The 19347-nt window shown below is 45.4% G+C and carries 19 protein-coding genes; 1 reads left to right on the top strand and 18 read right to left on the bottom strand.

The features are described from left to right. The first annotated feature begins 9 nt into the window (after positions 1–9). Positions 10–492, top strand: coding sequence for a hypothetical protein (locus tag AZI85_RS00235; RefSeq protein ID WP_063242208.1), 483 nt, complete (start codon positions 10–12; stop codon positions 490–492). Here the strand turns inward: AZI85_RS00235 and AZI85_RS17595 are convergent. The 18 genes from AZI85_RS17595 to AZI85_RS00320 form a co-directional block, all read right to left on the bottom strand. Then, complete coding sequence (locus tag AZI85_RS17595; RefSeq protein WP_155723865.1) at positions 489–644, bottom strand: hypothetical protein; 156 nt, start codon at positions 642–644, stop codon at positions 489–491. The two genes, AZI85_RS00235 and AZI85_RS17595, sit on opposite strands and share 4 nt — an antisense overlap. 150 nt (positions 645–794) lie before the next feature. Further along, positions 795–2054, bottom strand: coding sequence for a sensor histidine kinase (locus AZI85_RS00240; protein ID WP_253720725.1), 1260 nt, complete (start codon positions 2052–2054; stop codon positions 795–797). A gap of 133 nt (positions 2055–2187) precedes the next feature. Then, the gene (locus tag AZI85_RS00245) at positions 2188–2862 is read right to left on the bottom strand and encodes a response regulator transcription factor (protein WP_063205180.1); all 675 of its coding nucleotides are present in this window, start codon (positions 2860–2862) and stop codon (positions 2188–2190) included. 280 nt (positions 2863–3142) lie between these two features. Beyond that, on the bottom strand, positions 3143–4426 hold the full coding sequence (locus AZI85_RS00250; protein ID WP_063242209.1) for a flagellar hook protein FlgE: 1284 nt from the start codon (positions 4424–4426) through the stop codon (positions 3143–3145). Between the two features lie 168 nt (positions 4427–4594). Continuing rightward, positions 4595–5026 carry a TIGR02530 family flagellar biosynthesis protein gene (locus AZI85_RS00255; protein WP_063242210.1) on the bottom strand — a complete coding sequence of 144 codons (432 nt, stop codon included), beginning with the start codon at positions 5024–5026 and terminating at the stop codon, positions 4595–4597. Continuing rightward, positions 5026–6030, bottom strand: coding sequence for a flagellar hook assembly protein FlgD (locus AZI85_RS00260; protein WP_063242211.1), 1005 nt, complete (start codon positions 6028–6030; stop codon positions 5026–5028). The genes AZI85_RS00255 and AZI85_RS00260 overlap by 1 nt, the downstream gene beginning before the upstream one ends. 79 nt (positions 6031–6109) lie before the next feature. Next, positions 6110–7963 (bottom strand): flagellar hook-length control protein FliK, encoded by a 1854-nt coding sequence (locus AZI85_RS00265; RefSeq protein ID WP_253720727.1) that lies wholly within the window; start codon positions 7961–7963, stop codon positions 6110–6112. Between the two features lie 30 nt (positions 7964–7993). After that, positions 7994–8806 (bottom strand): MotE family protein, encoded by an 813-nt coding sequence (locus AZI85_RS00270; protein ID WP_063242213.1) that lies wholly within the window; start codon positions 8804–8806, stop codon positions 7994–7996. Positions 8807–8809: 3 nt separating this feature from the next. Next, entirely contained in the window at positions 8810–9259 is a 450-nt protein-coding gene (gene fliJ / locus AZI85_RS00275) for a flagellar export protein FliJ (protein WP_063242214.1), read from the bottom strand. 49 nt (positions 9260–9308) lie between these two features. Further along, positions 9309–10637 (bottom strand): FliI/YscN family ATPase, encoded by a 1329-nt coding sequence (locus tag AZI85_RS00280; protein ID WP_063242215.1) that lies wholly within the window; start codon positions 10635–10637, stop codon positions 9309–9311. Next, a complete protein-coding gene (locus tag AZI85_RS00285) occupies positions 10637–11455 on the bottom strand; it encodes a FliH/SctL family protein (RefSeq protein WP_063242216.1) in 819 nt (272 codons plus the stop codon). Before AZI85_RS00285 ends, AZI85_RS00280 begins: the two co-directional genes overlap by 1 nt. Beyond that, positions 11442–12476, bottom strand: a complete 1035-nt coding sequence (gene fliG / locus AZI85_RS00290) for a flagellar motor switch protein FliG (protein WP_063205188.1) — start codon at positions 12474–12476, stop codon at positions 11442–11444. Before fliG ends, AZI85_RS00285 begins: the two co-directional genes overlap by 14 nt. After that, on the bottom strand, positions 12476–14125 hold the full coding sequence (fliF, locus tag AZI85_RS00295) for a flagellar basal-body MS-ring/collar protein FliF (protein WP_063242217.1): 1650 nt from the start codon (positions 14123–14125) through the stop codon (positions 12476–12478). Before fliF ends, fliG begins: the two co-directional genes overlap by 1 nt. Positions 14126–14168: 43 nt before the next feature. Then, the gene (gene fliE, locus AZI85_RS00300) at positions 14169–14504 is read right to left on the bottom strand and encodes a flagellar hook-basal body complex protein FliE (RefSeq protein ID WP_063242218.1); all 336 of its coding nucleotides are present in this window, start codon (positions 14502–14504) and stop codon (positions 14169–14171) included. A gap of 98 nt (positions 14505–14602) precedes the next feature. Next, a complete protein-coding gene (gene flgC, locus AZI85_RS00305) occupies positions 14603–15046 on the bottom strand; it encodes a flagellar basal body rod protein FlgC (protein ID WP_063205191.1) in 444 nt (147 codons plus the stop codon). A 166-nt stretch (positions 15047–15212) separates the two neighbouring features. Beyond that, a complete protein-coding gene (gene flgB / locus AZI85_RS00310) occupies positions 15213–15626 on the bottom strand; it encodes a flagellar basal body rod protein FlgB (RefSeq protein WP_063205192.1) in 414 nt (137 codons plus the stop codon). Beyond that, the gene (locus AZI85_RS00315) at positions 15623–16465 is read right to left on the bottom strand and encodes a sigma 54-interacting transcriptional regulator (protein WP_063242219.1); all 843 of its coding nucleotides are present in this window, start codon (positions 16463–16465) and stop codon (positions 15623–15625) included. Before AZI85_RS00315 ends, flgB begins: the two co-directional genes overlap by 4 nt. 9 nt (positions 16466–16474) lie before the next feature. Continuing rightward, positions 16475–19261: a tetratricopeptide repeat protein gene (locus AZI85_RS00320; RefSeq protein WP_063242630.1), complete on the bottom strand. Its 2787-nt coding sequence runs from the start codon at positions 19259–19261 to the stop codon at positions 16475–16477. Positions 19262–19347 lie beyond the last annotated feature (86 nt).

The following is a 19347-nucleotide window of genomic DNA, read 5'->3' on the forward strand; positions in this document are numbered from 1 at the left end:
AGCTGTTCCATGAAAATCTATATTCCGGCGTTGATCACAACACTTTTAGCAGCCATGACCGTGCATGCAGCGACAACATCTGGAAGCATCGGGGTTTCACTGACGATCGTTGATGCGGGAAAGACCTCTTCTAGCGCGCCCACAAGCCCTTCGGATCTTCACAGTGTGAAGTCCTTAAGTGTTCTGACCGATGCTGCGAATGGCGCCATGATTGACGTTTTATTGAACGGACAAAAGATCGCGTCTGTCCCTTCGCAAAACGGCGTTATCCATTTCAATGTCGACCTGCAAGATGCTGAAAGCATCAATTTCGCATTTAAGTCCAATGGTAAAACCGTCCATGTTTTACAGACCTACTACAAGCAAGGTGACCATTCGATCACCCCCCAAATGAGTAAAAAAACCTATCGCCAGCAAATCCCAACAACGGATGCTCAAGGACGTTCTTCAACTCGAGAAATAGACGTTCAAGTCATCGAAATTTCTTACTAGGGACGTTTCTGATTTTTTGCCGAGTCGTCGCCACTTGAGATCTCGGCCTCTTTGGATTTTCGACGAGATTCCATATAGAAGAAAAGTGATACAAAGAAAATCAGGGGAATAAATATAAATAGAAGATTCAAGAACTTTTCACCAAGTTCCATAGGGCATCCTTTCTGTAAAGGATGGCGACCCTACCATCAAAAAACTTTCGCGAAATTCCTTCGCGAAACCCTTGGTGTATTCGAATTTAAAATAAGCTTACTACAAAGCGAATTCTGACAACAGGATAAAGCGCACCGAAGTGCGCTTTATTAGGACATCTTTTGCAAAAGAACTTCGAATTCAGTGCCTTTTCCGTCTTTAACGGGACTTTTGACAGACACTTTTCCATCGTGCGCTTCCACTACGGCTTTTACGAATGTAAGGCCCAAACCCATTCCGTATTCAGAACGGCTCTTATCGCTGCGATAAAGCTTTTGAAAGATCGCACCGTGCTCTTCAGCAGCAATACCCGGACCGGTGTCAGTCACACGCAGAATCACGTTTTCAGTTTGATTGATTGTTTCAATCAACACTTCGCCACCCGATGGAGTGTACTTGTGAGCATTATCTAAAAGATTGGCGATCACTCGACTGATAAGTCGCGCGTCCACCATAGCCCAGTCATGAGCATCCAGCTTCACACTGATCTTAATATCTTTTTCTTCAAAAGCCATTTCGTACAGGCTCATGATCTCTTCAACCAATTGGCTGATAAATTTCTTTTCTAGCTTCAGTTTTTTACTGCGGTTTTCTGCCTCAGTAATATCCGTCAAAACCTGCAAGAAATTAAGAATCTTGTCTGAGTTTTCAAAACAGCTTTGCAAAGCTTCACGATAAGTTTCGATATCACCTTCGGCTTGCAATGCCAGTTCGGCTCGACCGCGCAGACGGGTCACCGGCGTTCGAATATCGTGGGCTAAGTGATCAAAAGCTTCTTTCAAGCCGTTAACAAGATTTTCGATTTTATCGAGCATCTTATTGCAAAGAATTTTTAGCTCTTCCAACTCATCATCGCTGCCGCCGATCGGCACGCGCGTCGATAAAGAGCCACCTTCGATCTTTTTCATGGAAGTCAGAAGCTCACGCACCGGACTTAAAGTTTTATTCGAAAGGAACAAGCCCCCTAAGAAACCCACCAAAGCCACCGGCAATAGCAGCCACCAGAATATCTTCTGCAGATTGCGTAATTGAACGCCCATGCCTTCTGTGCTTTTAGCAACGAAAAGACGATTGCCATCTTTCAGCGTTTTACCAAACACCAAAAGACTGTCATTCCCCTTTGCTTCGGGCATCACGAAATCAAAATGCGGAGACTTTTGATTGATAACCTCGGACTTCACATCCTCAAAATCCACATTCGTACCGGAAACCGGTTCGTGAATAAAAAGGACGTCTCCTCGCGAGTTCACCAAACTCACCAGTAAAGAGGCATTCTGATCATAACCAGGGACATAAGAAAAATAGTCCGTCAGCTCTTTGAGACCGCGCATCTCGATACGATTGCGGTATTCTTCGAGTTTAGCTTCCAATACCAGTCGTTCCTGATTTTGCAGGGCGTGACTTATTTGAAAGTACAGGAAGCTAAATATGACAGTGGAACTAAGGATCAGCACTAAAGAGTACGCTAAGGTCAATTTAGTGCTGATTCGGAAAAGAGTCGGCTTAAGACGACTTAAGAACATATCCTACACCTCTGACCGTATAAATAAGTCGTGTAGGGAAATCCTTCTCTAACTTGTTTCTTAAACGGCATACCAATACGTCTACCACGTTTGTTTGTGGATCGAAATCATAGTTCCAAACTTCCTTAAGGATCGTTTGTTTTCCGATGATTTTATTTGGATTGCTCATGAATAGATCTAGAAGAACGAATTCTCTTTCTTGAAGATCCAACTTGCGACCCGCACGTACGACTTCACGATTCAATCGGTTCAACTTCAAATCTTGGAAAACCAATTGAGTCACTTCAGAAGCTTTTTGCGCGCGCTTCAAAAGATTTTTAACGCGGATTTGCAACTCAGCCATTGCAAAAGGTTTAGTAAGGTAGTCATCACCACCCATGCTTAAACCTTTTAAACGGTCATCTAATTCGCGCAAGGCGCTAAGGATTAAGATTGGCGTGTTCACTTCTTTTTCGCGCAAAGACTTTGCGAATGTGTAACCGTCCATCTCAGGAAGCATTAGATCAAGTACGATGATGTCGTAATGATTTGTCAAAGCTCTCTCGTAAGCGCGGCGGCCGTTAGCTTCAACTTCCACTTCGCCTTCAAGTTCCCCTAAGCCCTGTTTCACGATCGTTGCGATTTCGTTATCGTCTTCAACTACTAAGCATCTCATACAGAGTCACCTTTGTTACGTTCATGTTATTTCTGAGCCCAAGGATATAACAGGTTTGTCTCTAAACAAAAGTCGGAAATGTAATAAAACCCCGTAAACACAGCATTATTACATACATTTAACGGACGTCTCATTTTGGATTGCAAACTTAAAATCAAACGGTGCCGTAATCATGATTGCATAAATGAGATTTCGCATTTACGGCAAGGCGCGAAAAATAAAAAACGGGCTCCTGGTCAGAGAGCCCGTCGACATGGTCATTAGGTTTTAGATCAGATTATTATCTCTTAAGCTGGATAACCTCGTTCAAAAGTTCATCTGTCGTCGTGATTGTCTTCGCGTTGGCTTGGAAACCACGTTGATTTTGGATCATGTTTACGAATTCTGTCGCCAAGTCTACTGTTGATCTCTCAAGAGATTTAGCAAACAACTTACCGCGACCAGCTGAACCCGGGCCACCCAAAGAAGCCGCACCAGAGTCTCTAGATTCTTTCAAACGGTTGTTACCAACTTTGAAAAGAGCTTCTGGATTTTCGAATTTCGCAAGAGCGATCTGAGCAAGGTCAGAAGCTTGTCCATTCGAGTAAACTGCCGTCAAGATACCTTCGTCATTGAATGACAAACCAGTGATCGTTCCGGCCGCTGCACCATCTTGGTGCCAAGAGATCAAGTCAGAGTTTTTACCGTACTGCTTAGTACCTTCCAAACCTTTACCGCCATCTTTAATAGCGTCACCGAAATTGATCTTAACTTGTTGGTCTTGAAGAGCACCACCTTTGAAGTTGAAGTTCGCCTCTGTCGTTTCTTGGCTGTCAAGTTTACCGTCTACCGTGAACGTCAACTTACCAGCACATACTTGAGACAACAGTCCGTCTTCGCCACCAGTGACTTCTTTACCGTCAACAAGGCCTTTGAATTCCCACTCACGGTCAGCCACTTTATTGAAGAAGAAACTTACCAAGTGTTTATTACCTTGAGAGTCAAACATCTCTACACCCGTAGAGTAGTGAGAAGTGGAATATGGATCTTTGATATCAAATTTCTTAGTCGCTTCCATGCGCGAGTCTAAGTTCAGATCCAATTTCAATTCTTTTGTCGCTTTTGCTGGGATCAACGCGCGAGGGAACTTGATATCTGTCATTTTGTTAACGATATTGCCCTTCTCGTCTGTCGAGAAACCTTGAACTTTTTGGTTGTCGTTCGTTACCAAGTAACCTTCACGGTCAAAGTGGAAAGAACCATCACGAGTGTAAGATTCGCCATCGGAACCTTTTACTTTGAAGTAACCGTCACCCGAAATTGCCAAGTCAGTGACTTTTTCTGTGGCGTCGATATTACCTTGAGTCAAGATTGGGTTTACTGCACCGATCTTCACACCGCGACCGATTTGGTTACCACCAAGAATACCTTTTAAGTTTTTAGAAATAATATCTTGGAATTCTGCACGGCTTGCTTTGAAACCGATAGTGTTCGCGTTGGCGATGTTGTCCCCGATAACGCCCAAAGCTTCGCCTTGCGCAGTCATACCAGACACACCCGTGTAAAGAGATGAAAGAATACCCATGTGACCTCCATGTCGTTGGCGTCTTCATTCGGAATCCGCCGTTTGGAGGGCCTCCTCTACGAGGACCAGCCCTAAAATTATTTAATTTTTCAAACAAAAGCTAACTAAGCCCGTCCACTCTGTTAACTTCCCACATCCGCTCTTCCTGAGCTTCTGTGTTCTTGCGTCCTAGATAACTACTGTTGAGTCGATGTTCGTGAACACATTTTCTTTCAATGCGTTCTTATCCATCACCGTCACAACGGTATTATTCTTCACGCTGACGATCAGTGCCGAGTCATTCATTAACACTAATGAATCCTTGGAACCTTTCGCCGCCGCTCTCGAGATCGCGTCTTGCAGCTTCGTGATGTCCTCAGGTGAATAACTAATCCCCCGAGTTCTCATGCGCTCAATCGCGTGATTCGAGAACTTCACTCCTTCAGCAGCCTTGGCAAGGCCTTGAGGATTTACTTGTCCAACATTCTGAGGCGTTACGCCCGAGATGTTGTTCAAGGTGTCCTTGAAGGAAGGTCCCTTACCCAAGTCAGGTTGTTTTATTTTCCCTGGCTGGCTCGGAACAAGTTGGTCGAATGTTTGTATCTTCTTTAAATCTACCATTACTTCGCTGTCTCCTTAGCGATCTTCTCCATCATGTCGCGGGACAAACCCACATTCTTCATGATATTCGATTTTGCCGTAGGAGCGCTAGCAGTGGAAGATGTTTGTTGAACAACATTCCCCTCTTTTTCAGTTTGTCCTAGGGCATCATCTTTCTTCAAGTCTAGGTTTGTAACATCATTTATTTTCTGGTCGTTGCTCATAAGACGAGGGTCTGTGATCTTCTTCACGTCAGAGAAACGAATCGCCTGATTTCCCACGTGAAGAACAGGGCCTTCTGGTGAATAACTCACGCCTGTGATCATTCCTTCGAAGTCTGTTTTCAATCCCATTTTTTTACCATCGCCTGTTTTTGCTTCTGCGATGAATTGATATTCTCCCGGAGGAGCTTTCATTGCTTTTTCATCCTCACCGTTCCAAGTCAGTTTGTTTTCGCCTGGCTTCAAACCTTTGAGGTTGTATGAACGAACAATGTTTCCTTCGGCATCACGAACTTTCACACTTACTTCCGCCGCTTCCATTGGAAGATTGAATTTGAAATCGTGCTCTTTATCATTCACGCCACGAACAACTTTTGAAGAATCACCTGACACGGCTTTACCGATCAAGTTCAACGCTTGGAAACTTTCTGTTGGTTTCTGTCCGTTTTTCAATTCTTCCAATGTTCTGTTCATGTTCTGCATTTGCTCGAGAGACGAGAAGTTCGCAAGCTGTGCCGCCATCTCGTGACTCTTCATTGGATTCGTCGGATCTTGGTTTTTCATTTGCGTCAGCATCAACTTGAAGAAAGCATCTTTATCCAAGTTGGGATTTCCCGTCGTGCGGGCTTTTTTCGCCGGATCCGTCCAATTGGCATCAACGATTTTATTTAAAACTTCGCCGACGTTTTCGCCGCCAAGTTTATCTTTATCGAGAGCACTGACGTTAGAAGCACCTACGTTTTCGGCTTTCGTTGTTGTTGCGCCGAATGCGTTGACTCCTAGTTTGGTACTCATGACTGCCATTGAGGTCTCCTTCTAAAAAGTTTCTTGCTGCTTCAGCTTACGCGCCTGCTCGGCGCTTCAGCTCTGCGGGCTCACGCCCTTACGCTACAAGATTTAATCCACTGCCTTTGCCTTCAACTTTTCGGGAACTTCGAGCAGTGCTGGAAGTTTCGATGGGTTGAAGTGGATCGCGATTGCGCATTCCGTAACCTTTTAAGTTCGGCATTTCAGAGTAACCTTCACGACGTCCTTGAGAACCGAAGTTTTCGTTGAACTGGTTCCAGAACTGGCGAGCTTGATCACGCTGCTGGTTGCCGTTGTTATTGGTTTGGTTTTGCATCGCTGTATCCGCAGACGTTGAATTCACAACATCCACCTTTACATTTTCCATTGAGAGCTTGTGAGCAGCAAGACTGGTTTTCAGTTCAGCTAGACTAGACTCAATCGCCTTCTTAGCCTCTTGAGTATCTGCTGACATCTGCATGTTCACTTTACCGTCTTGAAGCATCACTTTCAGATGAATCGTTCCCATGCCCTCAGGGGTCATTTGAACTTTCATCTCGCCGCCACCTTTTTTAATAAGATATTGGGCTTGATTCATGAGCTGCTTCACCGCGGCTTCGTTCTCGGCTTGATTGACGGGCGTTGGCGTTGCGGCCGCAGCTACTGGCGTTGCTTGAGGCAGACCCAATGCTTCACCCTTGATCGGCTGAGCATGAACCGCTTCAAGACCGGAAAGGCTGGATTGGAAATCCGCACTTTTCGTCGTCAGCTTCGTCAATGCACTTTCTTTCTCTGAGGACATTCCCTGTTGCGCCAGATTCTGAGAATTCTGTTGCATCATTTGTCCCTGAGATTGGTTTTGGAAGAATTCCTGATTCGCCATCTTGGCATTTGCCTGCGGAACTTGTCCGGCAAGCAGTGCTTGAGGCTTTTCAAGTTTAGGAGCTTGCGCCACTTGTTGGAACTCATTCGTCAACTCTGGAACTTGTTCCGCTGCAGACTGTCCCTCTGCGCCTTGAGCTTTCGCCGCTGCTTGTTTTGCCGCGAGTGCCGCCAACAAGGCCGGAGACATCGTCTCGCTCATTTGGCCTTTTAAGTGCGGTGGCAATTCAGGCAATGGCTTTGCGTTGGCCGGAGCTTCAGGCATTTCCATCGCCGGCGGCGCTTCCATTGGAACTTCCTGCTCTAACGCCGCTGACATGGACTCTTCATCTATGTTCAGGTTTTGCGCTAAAGCCGCATCCAAGGATGGCATTGCCGTTGGCGGAGTTTGCTGCTCTGGAGTCGTCCAAAACTTTTTATTCATGCGATCTACGGAAGCGGTCAAAGCATCTTGCTTGCCTTGAGCATTCGCCACACGCATTTGCATATTCTGTTGAGTCATACCAGCGCCACCCGTCACCATTTCTGGTGTCGGCTTTTGTTGTTGCTGTGTTGGCATCTGACTGAGTTGTACAAGCAAAGCGGCATACATCGCCTGCGCTTTTTCAGCGTCTGCTTCACTTAAACCCAATTGATCAATCACAGCATCCGCTGTTACCTCGGGAGATTGTGTAAGTTGCTTGTCGTCCAGCTGGGCCATCGCCTCCACAAGTCGTGTGGGAGGGATTTGGAATTCACTCTCGAATGAGTCCATGAACTCTTGAATTGCCTGCTGTCGAACTGCCTTCTTGGCTATCTTCCCTTCGGTTTTGTCGACCGGTTGTTCCTTCTTCGCTTCGGCCTTGGCTTGCGGAGGTTCTTTTTCCTCTTTCTGCCGCGTTTCCTTCTGCGGTGACTCTTTCACTTCCTTCGATTCTTTCGGGCTCTTTGCAGACATCTTGTCTTCGAGGGCCTTGCCGAATGAAGATTCGGAGCCGGAACCTTTGAAGTCTTTATCCACCGTTCTTTCCGGTTGAGACCTCAAATCGGTCGCACCCACCATAGGGGGTCCGACGATACTTTGTAACAAACCTTCCTCCTTCCTTGGAAAAAGTTTTATTTATTTTGCGTCGCTTGCGGGACGTCTTTTATATCCAGCGAACATCTCAGACAGAACCTGAGCCTTCTCTGGTTTTAACAAATTCATAATATCAGCAGCGTTCTTCTTTTTCATACGACCAAGTATTTCAATTGCCAAATCCTCGTCCATTGTCTCAAAGACTTTGGCCGCTTGTGGCGCTTTCATATTGGTGTACATCTGTACCAAGGTATCGACCTTCTGGTCGTCAGCCTTGACCCGTTCTTCAAGGATGCCGGAGATCTTCGCGCGCATTTCCTCAAGATCTTTCAAACGCTTTTCTAATTCCACCTTCTGCACTTGAAGCTCCCCTTCCATACGGTTGAGTTCTTCTTCACGTGCATCGAGTTCTTTTTTTCTTTCATTCAATTTTTGCAAATGATCAATTTCAACACTGCTCATCGAAGCCGCTGCGGGAGCCGCTTCTGCCGGCTTGTCTGCAGGTGCTGCGGGAGCAGAAACTTTCGGCGCTTCTTCCGCATAAGCTTGACCGGTCATTTGAAATTCAACGCGCTTAATGATTCTTTCAACTTCTTCGTGATTTTGGAATCCCCAGATCGCCACCATCAAACCCATAAAGGAAACGCCCACCATCTTCCAAGGAATCGTGGCCTTTTTCTTTCTTTTAGGTTGAGACATTTTCATACGACGGCGAAGTTGTTGTTCAACGTCTTCCGATGCAAGATCCAAATGCAATTTTGTCGCTGCAGGTTTTTTATTGAATTTCATTCCACCTTGCTGTTGATCGGCGACTTTGCGTGCATTTTGGAAAAATTGATCGTATCCGTTTTTCATTCTTTAGGATTCCTTCACCGCTTTAAAGCGCAGGATGCTTTGTTCATCCATGTCTTTTTGGTCTTGTGCGAGTCGGCCAAGTCGATATTCTTCGAACTTGTTTTCACGCATCTTCTCCATAATTTTATATTCCTGGGCGGCTTGTCGCAAAATCTCTCTTTTGGCCTCGACCAATTTTTCGATTTCTTGAACTTTTTGCTTTTGGCGCTGGATGCGGATTTGCTGGCCTTTTAAGAACTCATGAATCTGCGAAAGAGCTGGACCTTGGGCCCCACCCTGATGCGCTAAGGCTCCTGCTTGCGCATGGGCGCCTGTGACTTGCTCGCTCATCTGCTCAAGAAGCTCGTTTTCTTTATTTAAAAGAAGCATGGCCTCCTGGAAGTCCTTCTGGGCCAGGTTTTCTTTAATCTTGCGATGCTCTAAGACTTTTTGGAGTGGAAATTTAAACTTCATGTTTGCTTACTCCAGCTCGGGCCTCCGGCCCTGGCTTTATACGTCACGCTTAAGCGTTCATTAGGATTTGCTGCATTTGACGGACGGTCTGGGTGAAGTTTGTGGGGTCTTCGACTCTTTGTTTTAAGAAGTCATTCACCGCATCGATCACTTTCACCGCTTTATCAATCTTTGGATTTGATCCTGGCTTATAAGCGCCGATGTTAATCAAATCCTCGGCGTCTTTATAGATCGCCAAAGTTTCTCTGAGCTTTTGCGCGAGCTTCGCGTGTTCTGGCGAAGAAACCGCACGCATCACCCGACTTGCACTTTGCATAATATCAATCGCCGGGAAGTGGCCTTTTTGCGCCAAAGCACGGCTTAGAACAATATGTCCGTCGACGATAGAACGAACAGAATCCCCGATAGGATCATTCATATCGTCCCCTTCAACAAGGGTTGTATAAAAACCTGTGATACTGCCTTCTCCTTCAAAGGAACCTGCGCGCTCTAAAAGTTTTGGCAAGGTCGCAAACACACTGGGCGTATAACCTTTTTGTGAAGGTGGTTCACCCGTGCTAAGACCAATTTCACGTTGTGCCATCGCAAAACGCGTCACCGAATCCATCATCAGAAGAACGTTTTTACCTTGAGAACAGAAATACTCTGCCAAGGCCGTTGCGACATAAGCACCACGCATACGAAGCAGCGGGCTTTGGTCACTGGTCACACAGACAACAACCGAACGAGCCATGCCCTGCGGTCCCAAATCGTGTTCGATGAATTCACGAACCTCACGGCCCCGTTCACCGATCATCGCGATCACATTCACGTCGGCATTGGTGTTACGAGCCATCATCCCCAAAAGGACGGACTTACCCACACCAGAACCTGCCATAATAGCGACACGCTGGCCCAGGCCCGCGGTTAATGCGCCATTGATAGCACGAATACCCAAGTCAATAGGTTCGCGAATAGGGCGACGATCCAAAGGATTTCGCACTTCACTGTAAAGAGGAATTTCACGGAAATTTTCAACTTCGCCCTTGTCATCCAAAGGACGACCCAAGCCATCCACCACACGGCCTAAAAGTTCATCGCCGGCGCGAACGGTGGCAATCTGGCGAGCTAAGATGATCTTAGAACCCAAAGCCACGCCACGCATGTCATTTAAGGCCATCATAAGAACATGCTTGTCTTTAAAACCAACGACCTCTGCCAGGAAAGACTTATCCATTCCTGAAGGGATGATTTGCACGATACTTCCGACACTGGCACCTGGAAGATAACCCTTGATGAGCATGCCATTTACTTCCGTCACTTTCCCGCTATCGCGAGTTAAGTGGATGGAGCTGATGACATCAGAGTACTTCTCCAGATTCAGTTCAAGTTCGTTCATTAGCTAGCAACCTTGTCTTTAACTTTCGGCATGTTTTCAGAAAGAGCGGTCCACAATTGTTCAATACGCTGTTCGATGCGTGCATCGACTTCACCATAGTTAGTTTGAACAATACAACCGCCATCAGCGACCTCAGAACTTGGCTCAAAACGGATCCTCTTTACGAATTCCAATTCACGGCCTGATTCTTTTTTTAGTTCTTCAAGGAATTCAAATTGCCCCGGAGACACACGCACCGTGATATTTTCTTCGTCTTGAGAAAGACTGACAGCATCTTTTAGAATCTGCACCATCACTTCATTATTATTTTGAAGTTCGGTCTTTGCCAATCGTGCTGCCATATGGAAAGCCACTTTGACCAGATGAGCTTCATTGAAAGAAGCCATCTCCGTTTTCAATTCTTTGATACCGTTCAAAAGGACATCCATGGTTTCCATGCGAGAAGCAATTTCCGCAGAGACTTTTTCAAAAGCTTCTTTGCGGCCTTCTTCCAAACCAAGGCGGTAAGCTTCTTGGTAAGCACCCTCTTGAATTTCTTTTAACTTTTCAAGAGCGGCTTCTTCGACTTTTTCTTCTTCACTGACTTGCTCGACATCATCAATGCCCGTTTGCATACGGACAGCATCGTTCATGCGGAAGTCAGAACCTTTTTTCTTTTCAGCAAGATAGTTCAAAGCCTGCTCGGGTGTGCCCAGATCAAAGCGAACGGGTACAAACTCCAGCACGGTCTTTTCAGCCACTTCCTTAGGAAGAACTGACTTCGTCTTAGCATTAAGAGAGGCGTTAGAGCTCCCTGAGCCCGAATTAGACCATTGCATCTTCTGAACCACCTCTTGCGATCAAGATCTTTCCTTCCGCCTCTAAGCGGCGAGCCACGTTGACGATCTCTTGTTGGGCAGATTCGACGTCTGACAAACGAGAAGGTCCCATGTTCGACAAATCTTCGCGCAACATATCTGCCGCACGTTGAGAAAGATTCTTGAGGATTTTTCCACGAATCTCTTCGCTGGCTGTTTTGAGTGCCAGAAGAAGTTTTTCGTTCGGCACTTCTTTGAGAAGCGCTTGAATACCACGGTCGTCGATTTTGACAACATCGTCGAAAACGAACATGAGCTTGCGGATCTCTTCGGCAAGAAGAGGATCTTTTTCTTCCAAGCGGGACATGATCGCTGTCTCGGTATTCTTGTCCATAACGTTGAGCATTTCGGCCACCGGCTGAACACCACCCAAAGCAGCTTGTTCGACTGTTGCCGTATTGGACAATTGGTTTTTCAAAACTTTATCGATTTCAGAAATCAATTCTGGATCCACGTGTTCCAAGTTCGCCATACGCAGAACCACTTCGGCTTGAAGAGCTTCTGGAAGACGTTTTAGAACCTCACCTTTTTTCTCCGGCTCTAGATGCGCCAAGATCACGGCGACCGTCTGAGGATGTTCGTTCACTAAGAACGTCGCTAAAGATTTCGCATCGACCATTTCAAGAGATTCCAAAGAACGAGAACCACCGGAAGTGATATTCAAACCACCCAGGATACCACGGGCTCTTTCTTCTCCCAAGGCATCCACGATCGTGTCTTTGGCAGAGATGCTTTCAGAGAAGATGTAATCTTCTGTTTCAGAGATCATTTCGTAGAATTCTTCCAGCACACGCTTTGTCACGTGAACAGGAACGACGCGCAATTTACTCATCTGATTGATAAGTTTGCGAATGTCAGCATCATCCATGCGGCGAAGAAGGACTTTCACAGCGTCTTTACCCAGATAGTTGATAAGGATTGCGGCCTTATCAAAACCTTTGAGCTGTTCATACTCGATATTATCGGCCTTATGTAATTTCATTAGCCATCCTTCCTAACAAGCCACATACCAAAGGCATTGGCTGCTTTCTCTTCGTCTCGTGACATAGTCGCCATGATACGATCTTTGAGAAGTTCGCTTTCCGCTTTTTCTGGATCGATAGATTCCTGCAGGACAGGAAGAGCCGCCGACATACCAGGAAGCGTGTTATCCACGGATTGTAATTCTTCAAGTTCTTCAATTGTACGAGGCAACATTTCCTCCACAGAGTCTTGGAAACTGTCTGTAATCCACTGCATGAATGGACGAACCACGATAAAGAAGAAGAGAGCCAAGCTGAATCCCAACAGCGCCCATTTAAATAAAGCGTGGATCAACTTTTTGCGTTCCAATGTTGTTAAGATCTTCTCTGCTTCAGAAAAGTCTTCCGGCTGGAACTGCATGCTTTCAATTCTGACACTGTCACCGCGAGCTGTATTGAAACCGATCGCGTTTTTAACTAAGTCTTCGTACTTTTTAAGATCTTCCGCACTGCGAGGTTGGTAAGTTGTTTCTGTCGTGCCGTCTTCTTTTGTTTTAGTAACGGCAATACCATCAACCACAACCGCCACACTGACGCGTTCTAAATTACCCGCAGCTTCACGGATGTTGCGCACAGTTTTTGGAACTTCGTAGTTTGTTGTTTTGATTTCTTTTTTAACGTCTTGTTTAAAGCCCACAGTTCCTTGATCTTCCGCACCTGGAAGATTGGAACGAGAACCCGGAACGCCGGCAGGATTCACACGGGAACCATCTAAAGATTCCTCTTCAGATTGTTGTGAACGAATCGCCGTTTTATCTGGATCTACTAATTCTTCGACCGAAGAAATCACACGGTGATTCAAAGTCGCATCGACTTTTGCGACGACTTTAGCGTGACCGACAACTTTAGAAAGAATGTCTTCGATACGATTTTCAAGATCGCCTTCGATCTTTGCCTTTAAATCCAAAAGATCGTTGGAACCTGTCGTCGCGCCATTTTCCTGGCGAGTCAGAACTTTACCACGCTCATCTAGAACCGTGACTTTATCTGCATCCATACCTTCAACTGCATTCGCAACTAGGTAACGGATACCACGCACTTGTTCGGGAGCCAGTTCTTTACCCTGATGAAGTTCAACGACAACCGAAGCTGATGCCTGGCCGCCTTCTTCAAGGAAAGTTTTTTTATTGGGCAATGCCAAGATCACTTTAGACTGCTTTACAGCGGTCAAAGTGTTGATCGCTCTCATCAATTCACCTTGAAGGGCTCTTTGGTAATTGATTTTCTGAGCGTAAGAGTTCATTCCGAAGTCTTGTTTATCAAAGATCTCAAGACCGATGGAACCCATTTTGGGAGAACCGATTTCAGACATCAACGTCATTTGCGTTGAATGCAAAAGCTCTTTTGGAATAGCGACAGTTTTACCTTCGTCACGAAGTTGGAAAGGGATGTTCTTTTCATTCAGTTTCGCAACGATTGTAGAAACTTGTTCTGTCGGAATATTGGTGAAGAGCGGCACATAGTCTTTACCGGATGCCATGAAAAGCATCGTCAATAAAGCCACAACAGCTATGACTGTAACCGCAATGACTGAAAGTCTTTTGGTTGGCCCTAAATTCTTGAAGAACTCTCTAAACTGGACAACCAATCCGCCAAATATTTTGTTCAAGGTAACCCCTCCGACCTAAAACCGAAATCCCAAATAAATAAAATCAAACCTGCATCTTCATGACTTCTTGGTACGCATCAATAATCTTGTTACGTACTTGCACCATCACTTTGAGGGCGATGTCTGCTTTTTCAGCGGCGATCATGACTTCTGCGACGTTGTCTGTTTTTCCAGTGGCCAAGTTTTGCATAGCCTTATCCGAAGACTTTTGCATCTCGTTCACACTGCTGACGGCGTCTTTCAGGGTGTCGGCGAAGCTCTTGCCAGTATCTGCTGTAGAACTCGTTGATGAAGGACCCTCGATGCTTAAAGACTTGGAGTCACGAATGACACCCGTATCGAGAAATCTGTTTGCATTTGATACAGTAAAACCTTCCATGGCTTCACCTTTCCTCTTACAAAAATTGTATAAAACTAAACTAAAAAAGTCCTTAAAATTTGCCCCAGTCTAGGAAAATTCCTCCTGGGCTTTCAGTCTTAGCGACCTATCTCTAAAGCACTCAACGCCATATCTTTTGACGCTTGAAGAGCCGTCACATTCGCCTCATAAGAACGAGTGGCCTGTATCATATTGGTCATCTCTTCCATAAGGTTGATATTGGGATAAGCGACGTATCCATCGGCATTTGCATCAGGATGATCTGGTTCATATTTCAACAGCGGAGCCTTGCGGTCCGAGATAATATCAGTAACCTGGACCCTTTGGAAATTCCCCTTAGGATCGGTCGAGGTGATGATCTCGCCAAAATTTTTGGCGTCGGGCATCGACTCAAAAACCACGTCCTTACGACGATACGGACCACCTTCAGGCGTCTGAGTCGTATTGATATTCGCGATGTTGCTCGCAATAGTATTCATGCGCATTCTTTGCGCTGCCATACCACTGCTACTTACTCTCATCCCTGTCAGAAAATCAGCCATTCTGGCCTCCTCTCAGAACTCTCGGCTGGGCCGAGACTTCCTAGTTACTTACCCTTTCGCTCGAACAGTCCTCGCGGACGTGGTTCCATTGGAACCTACTGCTGCGGAACTCGCTTCAGGGCTAAGTAACTAGGAATTCTCAGCCCAACGAGGTCCATGTTCGTCGCTACCTACCGTCGTTGGCTGCGTATTTAAGCGCGGCCATTTTTTTGTTGATCAGTTGCAGAGCTGCTTTGTACAGAACCGCATTTTCTGATAACGCCGACATTTCTTTTTCTACGTCCACTGTGTTGCCATCGTTATTCACGGCACCTTCAGGGTCTTCATAGATATCAGGTCTAGTTTTTGAAACAGAAACTCCACCGATGCCGAAGTGCTGTGAATCACTTGTGCTTAGCGAGTTTGCGCCATCTAAATCCAGGGCTCTTTGCAACGCGCCTTCGAAATCCATTTTCTTAGCGTGATAGCCCGGAGTCTCGGCATTCGCGATATTCGAAGCCGTGACGTTGTGGCGGAGTTGTCTCATCGCCAACGATGTGGCGAGGGCATTGGTTGTTTTATCAAAAATTCCGTTACTCATAAAACACCGGCCTCCTTGTATTCATTTAATTTATTTCTCAATGTTCTAATACTAATCCCCAACATCTGAGCAGCTCGAGTACGGTTCTGCGCCGTCAACTCCAAGGTCTGTATAATAAGACGCTTTTCCACCTCAGAAAGGGACATTCCAGGGGCAAAATCCAGTTCCATATCTTCAACAATGGCCTCAAATTGAATAGATTCAGGGCCAATCAGTGAAGATTTTGCAAGAACTACAGATCTTTCAAGAACGTTTTCAAGTTCACGGATGTTTCCCGGCCAGTTCCATGCCGCCAAACGCTCATAAGCTTCGGCCGTCAAACGCAAGCCTGATTTCCCGTGCATGATTTGCGCGACTTCTAAAATAAAAGTCACAATATTCTGGAAATCAGCCAAACGATCTTCAAGACGAGGAACTTCTAAATGAACCACAGCCAACTTATAGAATAGATCCTGACGGAACTGTTCTTGTTTTACCAATGAGCGAAGATCACGTCGTGAAGTCGAAATGAAACGTGGGCGAGACGTGCCCGCTCTTTCCACCAACTTCATCAATTCATTTTGCAATGCTAGATTTGCACAATCTAAATCTTCAATCAGAAGAGTGCCACCATCGACTTTTGAAAAATCAAAACCGCCGGCATTCTTACAATCCAAAGTGTACAAACGAGCCGAGCGGCTTTTTGCATAGATGTAGCGAGCCAAACTGGTTTTTCCCACACCGGCTTCACCAAGAATCAACAGACTTGCTTGCGTTGCTGCCAACTGCAAACTTAGTTGCTTTACTTCGTGCATTCTTCTGTCTTCGATGTGTATCGCATCAAAATCAAAGTACGACATCAAATCTCCCTATTGCCCTTGCTCGTTCTCAGACATAGCTGGAATTCTTTGGATATATTTCTTATAACCGTCGCGCCATTCGGAATTCTTCAGCTGCTCTTGCGCCAAGTTTTTCCAAAAGCCACTTTTTTCACCTTTAAATTCATTCCAAACTTCCGCAGCTTTTTGCACTTCGCCACGTTTGAAATAAATCTGTCCTAGCTTGTAACGAATCGAAGAAAGAGGACGGCTTTCTTCGTACTTTTGCAGAAGCTTTCCGTAAGCTTCTGTGGCTTTCGCCTCATCACCTTTGTTCAGATAAAGATCGCCAATATTTTCTAAGGCTTTCGCATGTACGACAGTGGAAACCTTGCCAGAATCTTTTTGTAATTGATCCACCACTTCCAAAGCTTGCAATGCTTCAGTAGGACGGTTTTGTTTTTGCTGAAGTTCTGCCAATTTCAAATACGGTTCAGCCACTAGTTCCGGTTGGCCCTTCCACGTACGAAGCAGTTCACCTAAATAGCGAATCGCCGACTCATTATCGCCACGCTTCTCAAGCAGACGAACAGCAATGTTCACTCTTTCGATTTGTGCAGCTTCTGAAAGCTTTTCCGGAGTTTTAATGTTTTTTAGGTACTCATAACCCAAGTTGGACTTACCTTCTTGAGTGAAAACCGCTGCCAAACGCAGATTCAATTCATCTTCCGTCGGAATTTCTTCTTTGACCTGAACTTCTTTCGCCTCGGGAGTTCCGCGAATGGCATACACACGGTTCAAAACATCTTTATAATATTTTTCCGCTTCAACCGGTGCTCCACCCATTTCAAAAGCACGTCCTACATTGTAACGAGTGTCTAGACGCTTCGAGTTTTTCAACCACGTGTCGGCATATTGACTGTGAGTTTTCAAAGCCTCGATGAAATTTCCACGATTCACTTCAGATTCCAACTTCGCATTGATGTTGGAAATAATTCTGTTCGTGATCAATGGAACATCCACAGAAGTCGGATGCTCTTTGTAATACTTAGAAAGAAGATCAATAGATTTTTGGAATTCGTCACGTTGAGTGTAACCATCTGCCACCATCACGGTTGCGAACTGCTCCATGTTTGGCAAATCCACTTTTTTCGCCAATGACATGATTTCGCCGACAGCGTTATTCACTTCTTTTGGCTTCATGCCTTTCATACGACCGCTCAGCAAACGCAGACGAGAAATCACTGCACTTGGGCTTTCGCCGTAACGGAAATACGTTTCTAGATAAGCACCCATCACGCGGGATTTATCAGCACCGAAGATATCCAAGAGCTCTCCCATGCGAGTCATGGCGTAAGGAGCGTTGGCATTGCTTGGGAACTTTTTAATAAACTCAAGATACGTGTCCAAGCTTTGATTGTATTTATTCATCCAGAATAAAGATTCCGCCTGGTTGTAGTAGGCATTAGGATAAGAGTTTTGACCTTCTGGGTACTTCTTAAGCGCGCGTTGATATTCTTCAACGGCTTTAGAGTAGTTTTTACCGCGCACCCACACGTCACCGCGACGGAATGCCGCCTCCACTTTCAGATCCCGATTCGTCGAGTTCTTTTCGATATCGTCGAATTGCGCTACAGCTTCGTTGTAACGATTGAGTTTCATGTAAGCCAAAGCTGTTCCCAAACGAGCCAAGTCTTTTGATAATGCATTTTTATCTGGGAAGTTTTTATTACCGATATGCTCGTTGAAAAGACGAAGAGCTCCAAGATAGTCACCCTTTTCCAATGCCAGGTAGCCGATCTTTAAGGATGTTCTTTCCGCCAAAGGAGAACGCGGATATTTTTCAATCGCTTCCTTATAACGTTGAACAGCTTCGTCGTAATTTTGACTGTTGCCAGAGTCCTGCCACAAAGCCAGGTGTACATCGGCAGTCATATAATCGATGATTTCGTTGTACTCAGATTTTGGATATTTATCTTTAAACCAATTCTGAGTTTTCAAATAAACCGCGTATCTTTGCTTTTCAAAAAGAGTCAGAAGCAAACGCGCTTGTTTGTTTTCATCGGAAGACTTTGCAGAGATTTCGTAAATCGTGGGAGTGACTTTCATCTTCTCCCAATAGCTCACCGGAGTTTCCAACATAGGGAACGGGATGTAATAATTGTCCTTAGCGCGGATCAAAGCTTCTTCTTTGATCTCGTAGTCTTTGATAGAAAAGCGCTCATAATTAGGATCGCCGCCATCAAAGATTCCTGATTTCACTGGGTCTGAGTTCATCGCCACAGCGGTTCCTTGATTTGCAATATTCAAAACGTCTGCTGTGGCGGGTTTTCTTTTCTTATCAGTTTTAGTTTTTGCCACCGATTTTGCAGGCTTAGCATTCTCTTCTGCGGGTGCTGTTTCCGTTTTTTTAGCAACGGCTTTGATTTCTTTTTTAGGTTTGCTGTTTGGATTTACATAGAAATCCATGATCAATCTGGAAGGCTGATCTGTTAAATAGTCAAAGGTATCAATGTCATCGCCCGACAATGTAAAAGAGATCACGTGTTTGCCATCTGGACCTTTACGATCGACAGCGACACCCGTTACGAAATCACTTTTAAATGAAGAAAGAGCTTTGATTGTGGCGTCATCCATCGCAGGAACAGTCATTTCGACCACAGTTTGGTTTTTTACTTCCAAACGTTTCACGTCGTAATCCCAGTTTTGCTGACCTGAGAGTTCCAAATGAACGGTATCGCCCTGATAATTAATCAAGCCACTGACTGTTTGAGCCTGTGCTGACGCTAGACTTAAGATGAGGCATCCTGCCGCAACGAAAAATCGCAAAGTGTTCACTCCTTGAACCCACCTTTTCCCTTCCTTGTGCTGTTGCACATACGGTGCCAGCATTTCTTTGGTCTATTGGCAAATATGTTCCAGAT

The organism is Bdellovibrio bacteriovorus (assembly GCF_001592755.1).
Classification (GTDB): domain Bacteria; phylum Bdellovibrionota; class Bdellovibrionia; order Bdellovibrionales; family Bdellovibrionaceae; genus Bdellovibrio; species Bdellovibrio bacteriovorus_E.